14 protein-coding genes are annotated in these 15,041 nt (G+C 70.0%); 12 read left to right on the forward strand and 2 right to left on the reverse strand.

The window, feature by feature from the left end:
• Positions 1-14: 14 nt before the first annotated feature.
• Both ACO07H_RS09350 and ACO07H_RS09355 read left to right on the forward strand, forming a co-directional pair.
• On the forward strand, positions 15-1,988 hold the full coding sequence (locus ACO07H_RS09350) for a serine hydrolase domain-containing protein (RefSeq protein WP_422013385.1): 1,974 nt from the start codon (positions 15-17) through the stop codon (positions 1,986-1,988).
• Between the two features lie 26 nt (positions 1,989-2,014).
• On the forward strand, positions 2,015-3,487 hold the full coding sequence (locus tag ACO07H_RS09355) for a M81 family metallopeptidase (RefSeq protein ID WP_422013387.1): 1,473 nt from the start codon (positions 2,015-2,017) through the stop codon (positions 3,485-3,487).
• Between the two features lie 6 nt (positions 3,488-3,493).
• On the opposite strand, the gene ACO07H_RS09360 is transcribed toward ACO07H_RS09355, so the two are convergent.
• Together ACO07H_RS09360 and ACO07H_RS09365 are read right to left on the reverse strand one after the other, a co-directional pair.
• Entirely contained in the window at positions 3,494-4,459 is a 966-nt protein-coding gene (locus ACO07H_RS09360) for an OmpA family protein (protein WP_422013389.1), read from the reverse strand.
• Positions 4,456-5,196: a hypothetical protein gene (locus tag ACO07H_RS09365; RefSeq protein WP_422013391.1), complete on the reverse strand. Its 741-nt coding sequence runs from the start codon at positions 5,194-5,196 to the stop codon at positions 4,456-4,458. The genes ACO07H_RS09360 and ACO07H_RS09365 overlap by 4 nt, the downstream gene beginning before the upstream one ends.
• 308 nt (positions 5,197-5,504) lie before the next feature.
• On the opposite strand from ACO07H_RS09365, the gene ACO07H_RS09370 reads away from it, so the two are divergent.
• The 10 genes from ACO07H_RS09370 to ACO07H_RS09415 all read left to right on the forward strand — a co-directional run bounded on the left by ACO07H_RS09370 (position 5,505) and on the right by ACO07H_RS09415 (position 15,001).
• Positions 5,505-5,735 (forward strand): pilus assembly protein, encoded by a 231-nt coding sequence (locus ACO07H_RS09370; RefSeq protein ID WP_422018619.1) that lies wholly within the window; start codon positions 5,505-5,507, stop codon positions 5,733-5,735.
• A 139-nt stretch (positions 5,736-5,874) separates the two neighbouring features.
• A complete protein-coding gene (locus tag ACO07H_RS09375) occupies positions 5,875-6,156 on the forward strand; it encodes a Flp family type IVb pilin (RefSeq protein ID WP_422013393.1) in 282 nt (93 codons plus the stop codon).
• Between the two features lie 117 nt (positions 6,157-6,273).
• Positions 6,274-7,788: a pilus assembly protein TadG-related protein gene (locus tag ACO07H_RS09380; protein ID WP_422013395.1), complete on the forward strand. Its 1,515-nt coding sequence runs from the start codon at positions 6,274-6,276 to the stop codon at positions 7,786-7,788.
• Positions 7,785-8,636: a hypothetical protein gene (locus ACO07H_RS09385; RefSeq protein ID WP_422013397.1), complete on the forward strand. Its 852-nt coding sequence runs from the start codon at positions 7,785-7,787 to the stop codon at positions 8,634-8,636. The genes ACO07H_RS09380 and ACO07H_RS09385 overlap by 4 nt, the downstream gene beginning before the upstream one ends.
• Before the next feature lie 224 nt (positions 8,637-8,860).
• Complete coding sequence (locus ACO07H_RS09390; protein WP_422013399.1) at positions 8,861-9,526, forward strand: hypothetical protein; 666 nt, start codon at positions 8,861-8,863, stop codon at positions 9,524-9,526.
• A complete protein-coding gene (locus ACO07H_RS09395; protein WP_422013401.1) occupies positions 9,523-9,735 on the forward strand; it encodes a hypothetical protein in 213 nt (70 codons plus the stop codon). Before ACO07H_RS09390 ends, ACO07H_RS09395 begins: the two co-directional genes overlap by 4 nt.
• A 16-nt stretch (positions 9,736-9,751) precedes the next feature.
• Positions 9,752-10,840, forward strand: a complete 1,089-nt coding sequence (gene cpaB, locus ACO07H_RS09400) for a Flp pilus assembly protein CpaB (protein WP_422013403.1) — start codon at positions 9,752-9,754, stop codon at positions 10,838-10,840.
• Positions 10,841-10,854: 14 nt separating this feature from the next.
• A complete protein-coding gene (locus ACO07H_RS09405) occupies positions 10,855-12,411 on the forward strand; it encodes a type II and III secretion system protein family protein (RefSeq protein ID WP_422013405.1) in 1,557 nt (518 codons plus the stop codon).
• 10 nt (positions 12,412-12,421) lie between these two features.
• Entirely contained in the window at positions 12,422-14,140 is a 1,719-nt protein-coding gene (locus ACO07H_RS09410) for an ATPase, T2SS/T4P/T4SS family (protein WP_422013407.1), read from the forward strand.
• 9 nt (positions 14,141-14,149) lie between these two features.
• Complete coding sequence (locus tag ACO07H_RS09415) at positions 14,150-15,001, forward strand: type II secretion system F family protein (protein ID WP_422013409.1); 852 nt, start codon at positions 14,150-14,152, stop codon at positions 14,999-15,001.
• Positions 15,002-15,041 lie beyond the last annotated feature (40 nt).

Consider the following 15,041-nt stretch of genomic DNA (forward strand, 5'->3'; position numbering starts at 1 on the left):
TGTTGGATGCAAGCATGACGACCTTTTCCACCCGCCTGCGCGTGCTGGCGCTGGCACTGATCGGCGCCGCCGCGGCGCCCGCCTGGGCACAGACCGGGCCCGCCCCGGTCGCCTTGCCACCTGCGGCCGTCGCGCCGCCCGAGACCGGCGCCGCCGCCCCCGTGCCTGCGCGCAAGACCGGCGTGGCGCTCACCGCCACCGATGCCGAAGCCTGGCTCGACGGCCTGATGCCCAGCGCCCTGCGCGGCGCGCGCGTGCCCGGTGCGGTGGTCGTCCTCGTCAAGGACGGCCAGCCGCTGGTGCAGAAGGGCTACGGCCTCGCGGACTGGGACAAGAACATCCCGGTCGATCCGCACAAGACGCTGTTCCGCCCCGGCTCGGTCTCCAAGCTGTTCACGTGGACGGCCGTCATGCAGCTGGTGGAGCAAGGCAAGCTGGACCTGGACGCCGACCTGAACCAGTACCTAGACTTCAAGATCCCGTCGCGCAACGGCAAGGCGCTGACGCTGCGCCATGTGATGACGCACACGACGGGCTTCGAGGAGGTGGCGCGCGACCTGCTCACCTACGACACCGGCACCCCCGACCTCGGCAAGGTGCTCAAGCGCTACATCCCGCCCTACGTCTACGACCCCGGCAGCACGCCGGGCTATTCCAACTACGCGACCGCGCTGGCCGGCTACATCGTCGAGCGCGTCAGCGGCCAGCCCTTCGACGACTACATCGAGCAGCACGTGCTGTGGCCGCTGGGCATGCGCAACTCGACTTTCCGCCAGCCGCTGCCCGACGCGCTGAAGGCCCAGATGTCGCAGGGCTACATGAGCCAGGACGAGAAGCCCAAGGGCTTCGAGATCATCAGCATGCCGCCGGCTGGCAGCCTGTCGTCCACCGGCGCGGACATGGGCCGCTTCATGCTGGCCTACCTGGCGCAGGGCCGCCTGGGCGACGCGCAGATCCTGAGGCCGGAAACGGTCAAGCGGATGCACGGCCAGATCACGCGGCCGCTGCCGGACCTGCTGGGCATCGGCCTGGGCTTCTACGAGCAGAACATCAACGGCCGCCGCGTGCTCGCGCACGGTGGCGACACGGTGCTGTTCCACAGCGACCTGCTGCTGTTCGTGGATGAAGGCATCGGCCTGTATGTGTCCGTCAACTCGCCCGGCACCGGCGAGGGCAAATGGCTGCGCGACCGGCTGTTCGAGTCGTTCGCCGATCGCTACCTGCCCGACGCCCGCCCGGCCACCCGGCCCGAGGTGGACGAGGCCACCGCCAAGGCGCACGCCCGGCAGATGGCCGGCGCCTACCGCAACACGCGGCGCGAGGACTCGACCTGGCTGTCGGTGCTGCAGCTGCTCAGCCCGCTGAAGGTGCAGGCGCTGGACGACGGCCGCATCGCCGTCGACCTGGGCGGCGCGCGCAGCGTGTTCCGCGAGGTGAAGCCCTATTTCTGGGAAGAGGAGCACGGCAAGCGCCGGCTGCAGGCCGTGGTGGAGAACGGCAAGGTGAAGCACTGGGGCCTGGAGCCGTTCGTGTTCGCCTTCATCTTCGAGCCCGTGCCGTTCATGGCCAGCCCGGCGGTGCTGCTGCTGCTGGGCGCGGCCGTCGTCGTGCTGCTGCTGACGGCACTGCTGTGGCCCGTGGCCGCCGTGCTGCGCCGCCGGCACCGCGTGGCGGTGTCGCCGCCCCGGCCGGTGACCTGGGTGCGCATCGCCAGCGTGGGCGCGCTGGTGGCGCTGGGCCTGTGGGGCTGGCTGGTGGCGGTGCTGGAAGCCCTGGGCGACACCACGCTGCTGCTGCCGCTGGCGCAGGCCGCGCTGGCCGTGGCCGCGTTCGGCGGCCTGCTGGCGGCGCTGTGGCATGCGCGCACCGTGCTCAAGGCGGGCGACATGTCAGCCAAGGCGATGGCGGTCGTGTGGCTGCTGTCCTTCGCCGTGCTGACGGTGGTGGGCCTGTACCACCACATGATCGGCTTCAACCCGTACTACTGAGCGGATTCTTCCCCATGCGCAATGCCATGCGGCTCTTTCTGGGCGGGTTGGTGCACGAGTCCAGCAGCTTCTCGCCGCTGCCCACCAGCGTGCAGTCATTCCGCGAGGGCGTGCTGATCCACCGCACCGAGCCGCAGGCGCTGCAGCAGGTGGTGGCCCAGCCGACGCTGACCGGCGTCATCGCCGCCGCCACGCGGCAGGGCGACACGCTGCTGCCGGGGCTTTACGCCGAGGCGCAGCCGTCCGGGCCGCTGTCGCGTGCCGACTACGAGACGCTGCGCGACGAGCTGCTGGCCGACCTGCGCGCGTCGCTGCCGGTGGACGCGGTGCTGCTGGCGCTGCACGGCGCCATGCTGGCCGACGGCTACCCCGACTGCGAGGGCGACCTGCTGCAGCGCGTGCGCGAGGTGGTCGGCCCGGCCGTGCCGGTGGGCGCGCTGCTGGACCTGCACTGCAACCTCAGCCCGGCCATGCTGGACAGCGGCGCGGCGCTTGTCGCCTGCAAGGAGTACCCGCACATCGACTACGCGGCGCGCGGCGAGGAGCTGCACGCGATGCTGGCCGCGATGGTGCGCGGCGAGCTGGCGGTGAAGGCGCACGGGCGCCGCGTGCCCATGCTGGGCATCTTCGGCACCACGCTGCCGCCGATGAGCGATTTCGTCAGCCGGCTCAAGGCCAGCGAGGCGCTGCCGGGCATCGTCTCCGTGTCGGCGCTGCACGGCTTCCCCTGGGCGGACACGCCGCACACCAGCGCCGCCGTGATGGTGCTGGCGCATGACACGCCCGCCGGTGCGGACGCCGCCGGCCGGCTGCTGGACGAGCTGGCCGAGGCCTTCTATGCGCTGCGCGAGCCGGCCAGCGCGCGCCGCCTGCCGCTGGACGCCGCGCTCGACGAGGCCGTCGCCGCGATGGCGCAGGCCGGTGCGGGCCGCCCCGTCGTGCTCGCCGACACGGCCGACAACGCGGGCGGCGGCGCCGCCGGCGACAGCACCTTCGTGCTGCGCGAGCTGCTCAGGCGCGGCGTGCGCGACGTGGCGCTGGGCATGGTCTGGGACCCGCAGGCCGTGGCCATCGCGACGGCCGCCGGGGTGGGCGCGCGGCTGCCGCTGCGCATCGGCGGCAAGGTCGGGCCCATGTCCGGCGACCCGGTGGACCTGAACGTGGAGGTGCTGGCCTGCCGCAGCGACGCGCGCCAGCGCAGCCTCACGCCTGGCGGCAGCGACCCGCTCGGCCCGGCCGTGGCGGTGCGCGCGCAGGGCATGGCCATCGTGCTCAACAGCATCCGCCAGCAGGTGTTCTCGCCCGCCTGCTTCACGGAGCTGGGCATCGACCCGGCGGCGATGCGGCTGGTGGTCGTGAAGTCCACGCAGCACTTCCGCTCGGGCTTCGACGCGATGGCCTCGGCCGTGGTGTACGCCGACTCGCCGGGCAGCCTGCAGGCCAACCTGCACGAGCTGCCCTACCAGCACCTGCCGCGCCCGGTGTGGCCCGTGGACTGACCCACGCTACTGCGCCACCAGCTCCACGCGCCGGTTCTTCGCCCGCCCGGCGTCTGCCGTGTTGGCGGCCACCGGCGCGAAGCTGGCCACGCCGCGGGCGGACAGGCGCCGGGCGTCCACGTGGTGCTCCTGCACCAGCGCGTTGACGACGGCCTCGGCGCGCTGCTGCGACAGCGTCAGGTTGCCGGGCACCGTGCCCTGGTTGTCGGTGTGGCCGACGATGTGAACCTTCAGCGACGGCTGCGCCTGCAGCAGCCGGGCCATCTCGGCGAGCTGCGGCCGGGACTCGGGCTTGAGCACCGCCTTGCCCGTGTCGAAGTAGATGCCGTACAGCGCGACGCGGCCGTCCGCGCCCAGCGCCTTCTGCAGCGCGTCGGTGTTGACCAGCACCTGGCCACCCTCCATGGGCGCGGGCTCCACGACCAGCTGCACCACGGCCGGCGCACCCCAGATGGAATTGGGCTCGGCGACGAACAGCAACACGTGGCTGTCCTGCCCGGCGCGGCCGAGCTTCGCGCTGATGAAGCGCACGTCGCGGTCGATGGAGCCGGCCGGCGCCACGCCCTGGGCCTGCCACTTGCGCGGCCCCACGGCCTCGTTCGCGAAGCGGCCCTTGATGCCGGCCTTGTCGCAGGCCGCCATCTCGCAGGTGTACAGCGTCGTGAAGCCGGCCTGGGTCAGCGCGGCCTGGTAGTTGCGGAACACCTCCAGTGCGCTGCGGCCCTTGGGGGCGATGTAGAAGTAGCCGTTGACGCGGCCTTCCACGACCTGCGCCTGGTCCAGCGCCGCCGAGACCGGCACCTTCAGCGCGGCGAAGTTCTCCTGCGCCGCGTCCTGCAGCACGGCACCGGCGTAGCGCGACACCAGCGGGTGGTCGCTGGCGCCGCGCAGTTCGGTCGGCGCCTTCTGCGCATGGGCCGCGACGGCGGCGGCCAGCAGCAGCGGCACCGCGGCCCGGTTGCGGCCGCTCATGAGCCCGCCGCGCAGGTGTCGGCCAGCCGCGTCCAGCGCTCGGTCAGGCGGGTCGTCGTGGTGGCCGGGCCACCACCACCTTGCGCCGCCTTCAGCGCCGCGAGCTGCTGCCGCGCGGCGGCGGCTTCCTCGGGCTTGCCGGTGCGGATGGTCTCCTCGATCTGCGCATAGACCGGCGCCATCGCGTCGGCCGTGGCGTTGGGCGCGGGCAGCTCGGCGCGGGCCTTGGCCACGTCGGCCGGCGACAGGCCGCGCTGCGCCATCGCGATGGCCGCGGACGGGTCGTTGCCCGCCGCGCCGGCCGTGGCCTTGAACGTCATCTGCCGCTCCCAGGTGCGCGCGTCGAGCTGCTTCCACTGCTCCTGCATGCGGCCGGCCCGGCAGTCGGCCTGCAGGCTGGCGCCGCCGGCCTGCGGCCACCAGCGCGTGTCGCAACGCCCGGCTGGATTGGCCGGCGGCGTGGACACGGCCGGCACGCACCAGGTGACCGGGCCGCTGCCCGGATAGGTCTGCTGGCCGGCCGGCGTGCCGGGCGGGCCGGCGTGGGTGATGACGGTGCGTTTGCCTGTGGTGCCGTCCACGCGCTCGATGCGCTCCGACGTGGCGGGCCCGCTGCCGCTGCGCACGCTGGATTCGGCGTCGATGCGGTAGTGGCCGGGGGGCGGCGTTGCCGGTGCGGCTTGGGCCGCACCCAGCCAGAGCAGGGCGGCCAGGCATCCGAGGGGCGTCTTCGTCATCTTCGGGAAATCCTCCACATCAGGGTGCGGGCCAGTCTAGCGGCGGCCCCGGCGAAACCCTCTCCCATGAATACACATTGCAATACTTTTGAAATCGTCGCGCTTACACCTCGTAACCCCATGGTTTACCTGTCGTAACGGTTTACTCTGAACTAGGGGAGTGACGTTTTTCACGCCGATTGCCTAGACTGGCGCCGTCAGTTGATTGAGATATTCGTCACGCCAAGGCGTGTCAATCATCGCGGGAGCCATCGTCCATGTCGAATCATTCAATGAGGCTCGGTGCCTCATCCATGCGCGGCCAAGGCATGATGGAATACATCATCATCGTCGCATTGATCGCCGTGGCGGCCATCGCGGTGTATTCGGCATTCGGCAAGACGGCGCGCAACCAGAGTTCCGGTCTCGCCAAGGAACTCGCCGGCCAGAAGGCCGATACCGGTCTGGCGGCGGAATCGGCCAATGCCGCCGCGGGGCGTGCCAACGACCCCAACAAGGCTGGCATGGGAAATTACAACTACGCCAACGATGCCAAGTAGCGTGAGCCCTTCGTAATTTCAAGCCAGGTATCACGGCCACTGTTTTTTAAGTATTGACGGGCCCGCAGCAGCGGGCCGGTCGATGGGCGGCTTCGTCCGCATTCCTTGTCCGCTACGGTCTTTTCAGAGGAGCTTTCCCATGACCATCCGTTCGCAACGTTCGTCCAAGCGCAAGACCCTGGGCCAGGGGATGATGGAATACATCATCATCGTGGCCTTGATCGCCGTGGCCGCCATCGGCGTCTACAGCATGTTCGGCAAAACCGTCCGCAACCAGAGCGCCGGTCTGGCGAAGGAGTTGTCCGGCAACAAGGCCGATACCGCCATCGCGAATGCCAATACTTCGTCGGGCGATGCGCAGACGCGTGCCGACACGACCAAGGGCCTGGCCGAGTACAACAAGGACAACGACGCCAAGTAATCTGGCGGAGCTGACCATGGGGCTGATTTGTTCACATGCTTCAATGGTGCCGGTGGCGTCATGACGGATCAACATTCACGTGTTTTCCGCCAGGCGCCCACTGCGGCATCATGTCGCATGCGAGGGCAGGCCCTGATATTCGGCCTGGTATTCCTCAGCTGCGCGGGGCTGGTCGTCATCATGCTGTTCAACGGCAGTATGCTGGCGATCACGAAAAGCCAGTTGCAGAATGCCGCCGACGCCGGCGCCTACAGCGCCGCAGTATTGCAGGCCCGGGATGCGAATTTCTCGGCCTATACCAACCGGGCCATGATCGCCAACCAGGTGGCGGTGGCCCAGTTCGTCAGCATGAAGTCCTATTTCGAGGACGCGGCGCAGACCAAGCGGCGTGCCAACAGCACGCTGGAAGACACCGTCTACCGGGCATTCCCGTCGGCTGCGCCGGCCTGGGACATCGGCAAGAGGGCGCCGGTGGACACCGCCTACTCGGCCGTCAACTCGATGGCCGGCCCGGCCGTGAAGGCGCTGGACCTGCTCATCGGCGCCATGGACGAGGCCCAGCAGATCCACCACCTCGGCACGATGGCCGAGATGATGTTCGTTGCCGACGAGGTCGTGAAGAAGAACGACCCGCAGGCCCGCGTCACCACCAGCGCTTTCATGCTGGGCGACGCCGCCCTGCGCGTGAAGAACTGGGGCAACGACCAGACCCGGCGCCACAGCGCCAACGACGCGTCCAAGGAGGCTGACCGATTCGCGGACGCCGTCGTCAGCCGCGACAGCGAAGACCTGTTCATCCGCAACCGCGGCTCCATCCCCGTGCCGATGTGGGCCAGCACGGTCAAGCCCTACCTGTGCCCGCTGGCCGTCAGCACGTTCACGACCTTCGGCTTCACGCACTTCGGCGGCACCCTCCTGAGCAGCAACAAGAAGCGCTGGCTGGGGCTGGATGCGACGCAGGGCGGCGGCATGGTCACCTGCACGTGGATGGTGCCGTGCATCACCGGCCTGTGCCCGTTCACCATCACCATTCCGTTCCCGGACATCGGCACCACGGCGCCGTACCTCGGCGGCCATGGCGGCGCGGTGGCCGGCAAGGGCGGCGCCTACGGCGACGCCAACGGCTACAAGAACAACGCCACCGAAAGCATGCTGTACGGCTTTGCGCTGACGTCGCCGGCCGTCGTGCCCGCCAACTACCGCTATTGGGCCAAGGGCCCCGGCACGACGCTGGACAGCGGCGGCGGCCTGCAGGACCACTACCGCGACATGGCCAGCCCGCTGACGGCCAAGCCGGCCAACCAGACGGCGCTGGAGAACGGCGGCAAGTTCCCCATCACCCTCGAGGTGGAACGCACGCAGGACACCATCCGCGAGTCCACCGTCATCATGCCGGGCGCCGACAAGCTGAAGCTGGAAGACGCGATGAAGGGCAAGACCCTGCGCGCGCTGGCCTCGGCCCATGCCTTCTTCTACCGCCCGCGGTTGGACGACCTGAAGCAGTTCACCCGCAACGGCTGGAAGCGCGGCGACAGCAAGACCGAGTACCAGAGCCTGTTCAGCCCCTACTGGCAGGCGCGCCTGGCGCCCACCACCGTTGCCGAGGAGGCCGCCGCGGCGGCAGCCCAATGAGGTCGCTCCACCGTTCCCACCGGGTGCGCGGCGCGGCGCTCGTCGAGTTCATCGTCATCGCCATCTTCGTGCTGGTGCCCCTGTACCTGGCCACGCAGGCCATCGCCAAGCTGGGCGACGTGCGCGCTGGCGCCCAGGCCGTGGCGCGGTATGCGACCTGGGAGCGCACCGTCTGGTACGACGACACCACGTCCGTCTACGCCAGCAAGAACGCACCCAACCAGAAGAGCGCCGCCGCCATCCGCCAGGAGGCCCTGGTGCGCGTGTTCAACGACCGCACGAGCGGCTTCAAGTACAGCGCCAACGACAAGAACACCACGGGCCTGGCCCATGGCACCGACCCGATGTGGCGCGACACCGCCGGCAAGGCCCTCGTGACCGACCCGGCCGGCCTGCACCTCACCGCGACCGACCAGAAGCCGGCCAAGGACTTGCTGGCCACCGCCATCGGCCTCATCAACAAGATCACCGTGCCGAGCGTGACCGGCACGCTGGCGCCGCCGGTGCCCACGCAAACGCTGGCCGTGGTGGACTTCAAGCTCGACAAGGTGGGCAAGGACAGCGACGTCTACAAGCGCCTGTGGTCCAAGAAGGCCGGCCTGGAGGCCGACTGGGACGGCCTGGACTACGCCGCCAGCGGCGCCATCCTGAGCAACACCTGGGCCGCCAATGCCTCCAGCGGCACCAAGGGCATGGTGTCGGCGTCCGTGCCGACGGCCAACGGCCTGGGCACCGCACTGACGGTCGCCACGGGCGCCGCGCTGGCGGCCTGGGACCCCACCGAGATTCCGCGCATCGACATGGGCCGCATCGCGGTCGACGTCGTCCCGCCGGACCGACTGAAATGAAACCCCTCGCCCAGTCTCGCCCCGCTGAACGCGGGCAAGCCCAGTCGGTCCCCCAGGGGGACGGCGATGCTTGCCGGCTTGACCGGCAAGCACATCGCCAGTGCGGGCCGGCTTGGGAGCGGCCCGGCGCTCAGCCCGCAAGACTCGCGCGTCGTGGTTGCAGCGAACGCGGGATGCGCAACTGATGAACAACACGATGACGGACCGCGATGACGATGCGAGCGTTGCTCCGACCCCTGGCCGGCCTGGTGCTGGTGGCTGCCGTGGCCTGCGAGGCGTGTCCGCAGGATGTGCCTTCGGGCCTGAAGGGTGAGCCCGTGGGCCAGGAACTCGTCGTCAACGGGCTGCCCATGACGGTGCGCCAGGTGCAGGGCCGCGGCGCGTCGGCCGAGTTGCTGGAGCGGCTCACCAAGGAATGGGAGCAGGCCGGCTACGAGGTCAAGCGCAGCCGCGCCGGCCACTGGGACGTGCTGGCCGCGCGCAGCGAGCAGTGCCTGACGACGCTGCAGCTCATCGACCGTGACGGCATGTTCGGCTACTTCGGCGTCAGCCGGCCGCAGAAGACGCAGGCTTGGCTGCCCAAGGATTTGGGCGTGGCGCTGCCCGGCGGCGTGCAGCTCAACTCCGTCGTCAGCGGGCTGGACGGCGGGCGGCGTGGCCACACCATCGGCTTCTCGTCGCCGCGCGGCATCGACGACCTGGACCAGTTCTTCCTGCGCCAGCTCGGCAGCAAGGGCTGGCAGGGCGTGTCGTCGCACGAGGTGCGCAGCGGCGCCGCGCAGCGCGCACGCATCGTCTCGGCACAGAAGGCCGGGGCCGAGTTCTCGCTGGTGCTGTGGGAGGAAGACCGCAGCAGCCGCGCCCTGCTCAACCTGTCGGAGCCGCCATGACCCCCCGCCCACGCACCGCCCGGACCCGGCCCAGCCGCTGCCGCGGCCAGGCCATCGCCGAATACACCGTGGTGCTGATGCTGACCACGCTGGTACTGGTCGTCGCCGCGGCCGAGCCCGCCGTCATCGACGAGATCCTCGACGCGGTGAAGAGCTTCTTCAAGGCCTTCTCGTACGCCCTGTCCATCCCCGCCCAGCACGGCATCTGAGTCACCAGAGCAACCCATGTCCGTCAGCCTCGCACGTCTCAAGAACCCCTGGGTGCTGCTGCTCTTCGCAGCGGGCCTGGCAGCCCTCGTGGCCTACATCGCCTACGTCTACCTGCAGCAGCGCGAGCAGCGCATCAAGGACGAGGTGGCCGCGCGTGCCTCGCGCAGCCAGACGCCGCGCGTGGCCGTCGTCGTGCCGCGCACGGACGCGCCCGTGGGCACCGGGCTGGATCAGGGCCTGTTCGTCGCCCGCGACATCGAGCAGGACCTGGTCTACCCCGACACCGTCATGGCGCGCGACTTCGACAGCGTGCGCGGCCAGCGCCTGGCCCGCCCGGTGCTCAAGGGCCGGCCGCTGCGGCTGACCGACCTGCAGGCGCCCGAGGTGAACGATGTCGCCAGCCTGCTGCCGGCGGGCACGCGCGCCGTCACCATCGAGATCGACAGCGTCAACTCCATCGCGCAGACGCTGCGCCCGGGGCACCGCGTCGACGTGTTCCTGATGTCCAAGGTTGACAAGGCCAAGGACAGCGAGATCGCCGAGATGCGCCTGAACCAGGCCACGCTCTTCATGCAGAACCTGACCGTGCTGGCCACCGGGCAGGAGTTCCAGGATGTGGCCGGCGGCGACGCCGAGCGGCTGTCCAAGATGGTCCGGCCCGGCGAGGTGCAGGGCGCGCGCGAGAAGGGCTTCGACACCATCACCGTGCTCGTCACCCCCAAGGAGGCCGCGCGCCTGCTGGTGGCGCAGAAGATGGGGAGCTTCCGCGTGGCGCTGCGCGGCCGCAAGGACGAGGATGCCGTCGCGATGCGGGCCACCACCGGCACCGACGTGCTGCCGGTGTCCGCCGGCCGCGGCGAGGGCGTGGAGTTCATCGTCGGCGGCAAGGGCAGCAGCGGCGCCGCGCTGGCGTCCAGCCTCGTGCCCGTGGGCCTGCCCGACCGGCCCGGCTCGGCGCGCGTGACCGACAGCAGGGCCGACATGAAGGCCGCCGTGCTGCAGGCCATCAACGACATCGCCCAGCCGCGCGGCCGTGACGAGGCCAGCCGCTCATCTATGCCGCCTTCGTCCTCCTCCGACCACAGCCCCGCCACGATGCGCTGAAGCGCCACCCCACCATGACGCTCAACGCCCCCGGATTCATCGCCACCCTCTGCGCCACCCTGCTGCTGGCGGCGCCCGCCCTGGCCGCCGACGTGCCGCCGCCCAAGGCCGTCCCTGCACCAGTCAACCCGCCGGTCGCCACACCGGTCGCCACACCGGTCGCCACACCGGTCGCGGCGCCGGTCATTGCGACGCCCACCGCGCTGCCCGTCACCCGGGCGGCGCCCGCCGTCCGCGCCGCGCCCGTCGCCACCGCGGCCCCTGCCGTGCGCGCCGAAGCGCTGCCCATCGCCGACGTGAACCTCGCGCTGGGCGAGATCCGCATGCTGCCGGTGCAGGGCAAGGTGCGCCGCATCGCCGTCGGCAACGGCGCACAGGTCAGCGCCACGACGGTGGACGACAGCCTGATGCTGATCGGCGAGCAGGTCGGCACGACGATGCTGATGGTGTGGTCCGACCGTCAGGTGCAGACCTTCCGCGTGAAGGTCGTGGCCAGCGACTTCGCCGCCACGCGCCGCCTCATCGAGAACGTGCTGCGCGACGAGAAGGGCGTGAGCCTCGACGAGTACGACGCCAAGCTGGTCGTGTCCGGCACGGTGCACAAGGAAACGCTGGCGCAGCTTTCCGAGGCCGTGAAGAACGTGCCCGGCGTGGTGCTGAACCTGAAGACCGACCCCGGCAGCCCGCTGGTGCGGTCGGTGCTGTTCCGGCTGCACTTCGTGGAGGTCAACAAGGCGCTGCTGGAGAAGGTCGGCATCCAGTGGAGCAGGGATGCCAACGGCCCGGTGATCGCGGCCCAGACCGCGCCGATCAAGGAGAAGGTCTACCGCAACCTGCCGCCCGCCAAGGAGGGCGACAACCTGCTGGACCCGGTGCCGCCGTTCGTCACGCGCAACGGCCACACGACGGGGCTGTTCTTCGGGCTGGCCACGTCCATCGCGTCGCGGCTGAACCTGAGCGTGGCCGATGGCGACGCGCGCGTGCTGGCCTCGCCCGAGCTGACGGCCAAGAGCGGCGGCAAGGCACGGCTGCAGGTGGGCGGCGAGATCCCCATCCCGCTGGCCGGCGCGTTCGGCACGCAGACGGTGGAGTTCAAGCCCTACGGCATCATCTTCTCCATCGAGCCCACCATCGACGCGGGCGACGTCATCACCGCCAAGCTCTCCACCGAGCTGTCGCAGATCGACCCGGCCATCTCGGTGGCGGGCATCCCGGCCTTCCTGACGCGTTCCACGTCCACCGAGATCAGCGTGAAGCCGGGCGAGATGGTGGCGCTGTCCGGCCTCATCAACGGCGAGCTGTCCAACGCCATCGACAAGGTGCCGGGGCTGGGCAACATCCCCATCCTGGGCCGGCTGTTCCGCTCGGACGATTTCCGCAGCAAGAAGACCGATCTGGTCGTGCTGCTGGAGCCCGAGATCATCACGGCCGGCCAGGGCATGGCCGAGGACGTGCGCCGCCGCGGCGCCGACAACAAGGCCGAGTTCGAACGCCGCGCGGGCGGGCCGCTGGCGCCGCCGCCCAACCCGCCGGTTTCCCAGGGCGTGCCCGCGGGCGACGCCAACAACTGAGGGCCGCGCGATGTTCAGAGTCCAGGTGTTCAAGGGAGAGGCCGTCGTCGGCGATGCACAGAGCGACACGCCGAGCTGCTTCATCGGCAAGGACGCCGGCGCGCTGATCGCGCTGAAGGGCTGGCGCGTGGGCCGCCGCCAGGTGCAGTTCAACCTGCGCGAGGGCACGCTGTTCCTGAAGGATGGCGGCGGCCTCGTGCCCATCAAGGTCAACGGCAACGTCGTGCACGAGCACGGGCCGCTGGCGAGCAACGACGTCATCGAGGTGGGCGACTACACGCTGCGCGTGAGCCTGGCCGACGCGAGCGCACGCAAGGTGCTGCCGCTGCCCACCAAGCCCGCCGCGCCGGCCGATACCGAGGCCCGGCCGGCCGTCGTGGGCAAGCCCGTGCCGGGCGAGAAGAGCCCGCTGGAAAACGAGCGCGGCATGGAGCTGCGCGGCCTGCTGCACCGCCGCCTCATCGAGGCGATGGACCTGCGCCGCGTGAACGTCTCGCGCATGGGCGACGCCGAGCTGCGCGCCGCGGTGCACAAGCTCATCGACGAACTGATCGAGACCGACCCGTCCTTCGTCGACCTGCTGGGCCATCGTGAGCAGCTGCGCAACGTGGTGCTCAACGAGGTGGTGGGCCTGGGGCCGCTGGAGTCGCTGATCGCCGACGAGACGGTCACCGAGATCATGGTGAACCGCCACGCCGAGATCTTCGTCGAGCGCAACGGCCGCCTGACGCGCTCGGAGATCTCGTTCTCCAACGACGCGGCCGTGCTGGCAGCCATCGAGCGCATCGTCTCGCCGCTGGGCCGGCGCATCGACGAGGCCTCGCCCATGGTGGACGCGCGGCTCAAGGACGGCTCGCGCGTGAACGCGGTCATCCCGCCGCTGGCGATCAAGGGCCCCAGCCTCACGATCCGCAAGTTCTCCAAGCGCAAGCTGACGTCGGACGACCTGATCCGCTTCGGCTCGGCCAACCGGGAAATGATCGAGTTCCTGCGCGTGGCCGTGGAGCGGCGCGCCAACATCGTCATCTCCGGCGGCACGGGCTCGGGCAAGACGACGCTGCTGAACGTGCTGTCCAACTTCATCCCCGACGACGAGCGCATCGTCACCGTGGAAGACGCCGCCGAGCTGCAGCTCACCCAGCCCAACCTGGTGTCGCTGGAGGCACGGCCGGCCAACATCGAAGGCCGCGGGCAGATCGCCATCCGCGACCTGGTGAAGAACTGCCTGCGCATGCGGCCGGACCGCATCGTCGTCGGCGAGTGCCGTGGCGGCGAGGCGCTGGACATGCTGCAGGCCATGAACACCGGCCACGACGGCTCGCTGACAACGGCCCACGCCAACACGCCGCGCGACTGCCTGTCGCGGCTGGAGGTGATGACGCTGATGAGCGGCCTGGACATCCCGGTGCAGGCCATCCGCGAGCAGATCTGCTCCGCTGTGAACATCATCGTGCAGCAGACGCGCTTCTCCTGTGGCACGCGGCACGTCACCTACATCACCGAGGTGACCGGCATGGAGCGCGACGTGGTGCAGATGCAGGACATCTTCGCCTTCAAGCAGGCGGGCTTCAGCGCGGACGGCAAGATCCGCGGCGAGTTCGTCGCCACCGGCCACATCCCGCAGCTCTACCAGGACCTGATCCAGCGCGGCATCGACGTGGACATGAGCATCTTCCGCCAGGGCGAGGTGCTGGAGTTCGGGCCCGCGCGGCGCGGCAGCGGTGCCTGAGGACAGGCCATGGACGACCTCCTCATCGCCATCGTCGTGATCTTCATGCTCGGCCTCGGGCTGATCTGGGCGGCGCTGCATTTCGGCGGCCGCTGGATGCGCCAGCGCCAGACACGCGACGCGAGCGCCGCGGCGATGGCGCTGGAGGAGATGTTCATCTTCACCGGCGCGCAGCGCCTGCAGGTCATCAACCTCGTCGTGCTGATCCTGTCGCCGGTGGTGGCCTGGTTCGCCACCGGCAACATGGTCATCGTCGCCCTCTGCGTGGTCGCGGCCTTCGTGTCGCCGCGCTGGGTGGTGCGCTGGCTGGCGCGGCGGCGGCTGCACCAGTTCGAGCAGCAGCTGCCCGACGCGCTGCTGATGGTGACGGGGGCGCTGCACGCCGGCGCCAGCCTGACCATCGCGCTGGAGAGCGTGGCCAGCGAGGGCAAGCCGCCCATCTCCCAGGAGTTCGAGCTGCTGCTGCGCGAGCTGCGCCTGGGCGTGGACTTCAGCGTGGCGCTGCGCAACATGGAGCGGCGCGTGCCGCTGCAGGACTTGTCCATGGTGACGGCCGGCATGGCGCTGTCGCGCGAGGTGGGCGCCAACCTGGCCGAGACGCTGGAGTCCATCGCCAAGACCATCCGCGCCAAGCTGCAGATGGAGGGCAAGATCCGCAGCCTCACCGCGCAGGGAAAGATGCAGGGCATCGTCATGGCCTGCCTGCCGCTGTTCCTCATCCTGGTGCTCAAGACCATGGAGCCCGAGGCGATGGCGCCGCTGTTCACCACCTGGTACGGCTGGGTGGTGTCGGGCGTCATCCTGGTGGCCGATTTGATCGGCTACTTCTTCATCCGCCGCATCACGGCCATTGACGTCTAGAGAATGAAGCCCCTCGTCCAAAGAGTACTTTGGCCGGTCT

This window comes from Roseateles sp. (assembly GCF_965229315.1).
Taxonomy (GTDB): domain Bacteria; phylum Pseudomonadota; class Gammaproteobacteria; order Burkholderiales; family Burkholderiaceae_C; genus Pelomonas.

Bases quoted from the DNA above. Each gene is read 5' to 3' on its own strand.
- ACO07H_RS09355 (WP_422013387.1), top strand. From the start codon at position 2,015: ATGCGGCTCTTTCTGGGCGGGTTGGTGCACGAGTCCAGCAGCTTCTCG.
- cpaB (WP_422013403.1), top strand. From the start codon at position 9,752: ATGTCCGTCAGCCTCGCACGTCTCAAGAACCCCTGGGTGCTGCTGCTC.
- ACO07H_RS09350 (WP_422013385.1), top strand. From the start codon at position 15: ATGACGACCTTTTCCACCCGCCTGCGCGTGCTGGCGCTGGCACTGATC.
- ACO07H_RS09380 (WP_422013395.1), top strand. From the start codon at position 6,274: ATGCGAGGGCAGGCCCTGATATTCGGCCTGGTATTCCTCAGCTGCGCG.
- ACO07H_RS09415 (WP_422013409.1), top strand. From the start codon at position 14,150: ATGGACGACCTCCTCATCGCCATCGTCGTGATCTTCATGCTCGGCCTC.
- ACO07H_RS09405 (WP_422013405.1), top strand. From the start codon at position 10,855: ATGACGCTCAACGCCCCCGGATTCATCGCCACCCTCTGCGCCACCCTG.
- ACO07H_RS09365 (WP_422013391.1), bottom strand. From the start codon at position 5,196: ATGACGAAGACGCCCCTCGGATGCCTGGCCGCCCTGCTCTGGCTGGGT.
- ACO07H_RS09385 (WP_422013397.1), top strand. From the start codon at position 7,785: ATGAGGTCGCTCCACCGTTCCCACCGGGTGCGCGGCGCGGCGCTCGTC.
- ACO07H_RS09410 (WP_422013407.1), top strand. From the start codon at position 12,422: ATGTTCAGAGTCCAGGTGTTCAAGGGAGAGGCCGTCGTCGGCGATGCA.
- ACO07H_RS09375 (WP_422013393.1), top strand. From the start codon at position 5,875: ATGACCATCCGTTCGCAACGTTCGTCCAAGCGCAAGACCCTGGGCCAG.
- ACO07H_RS09360 (WP_422013389.1), bottom strand. From the start codon at position 4,459: ATGAGCGGCCGCAACCGGGCCGCGGTGCCGCTGCTGCTGGCCGCCGCC.
- ACO07H_RS09395 (WP_422013401.1), top strand. From the start codon at position 9,523: ATGACCCCCCGCCCACGCACCGCCCGGACCCGGCCCAGCCGCTGCCGC.
- ACO07H_RS09370 (WP_422018619.1), top strand. From the start codon at position 5,505: ATGATGGAATACATCATCATCGTCGCATTGATCGCCGTGGCGGCCATC.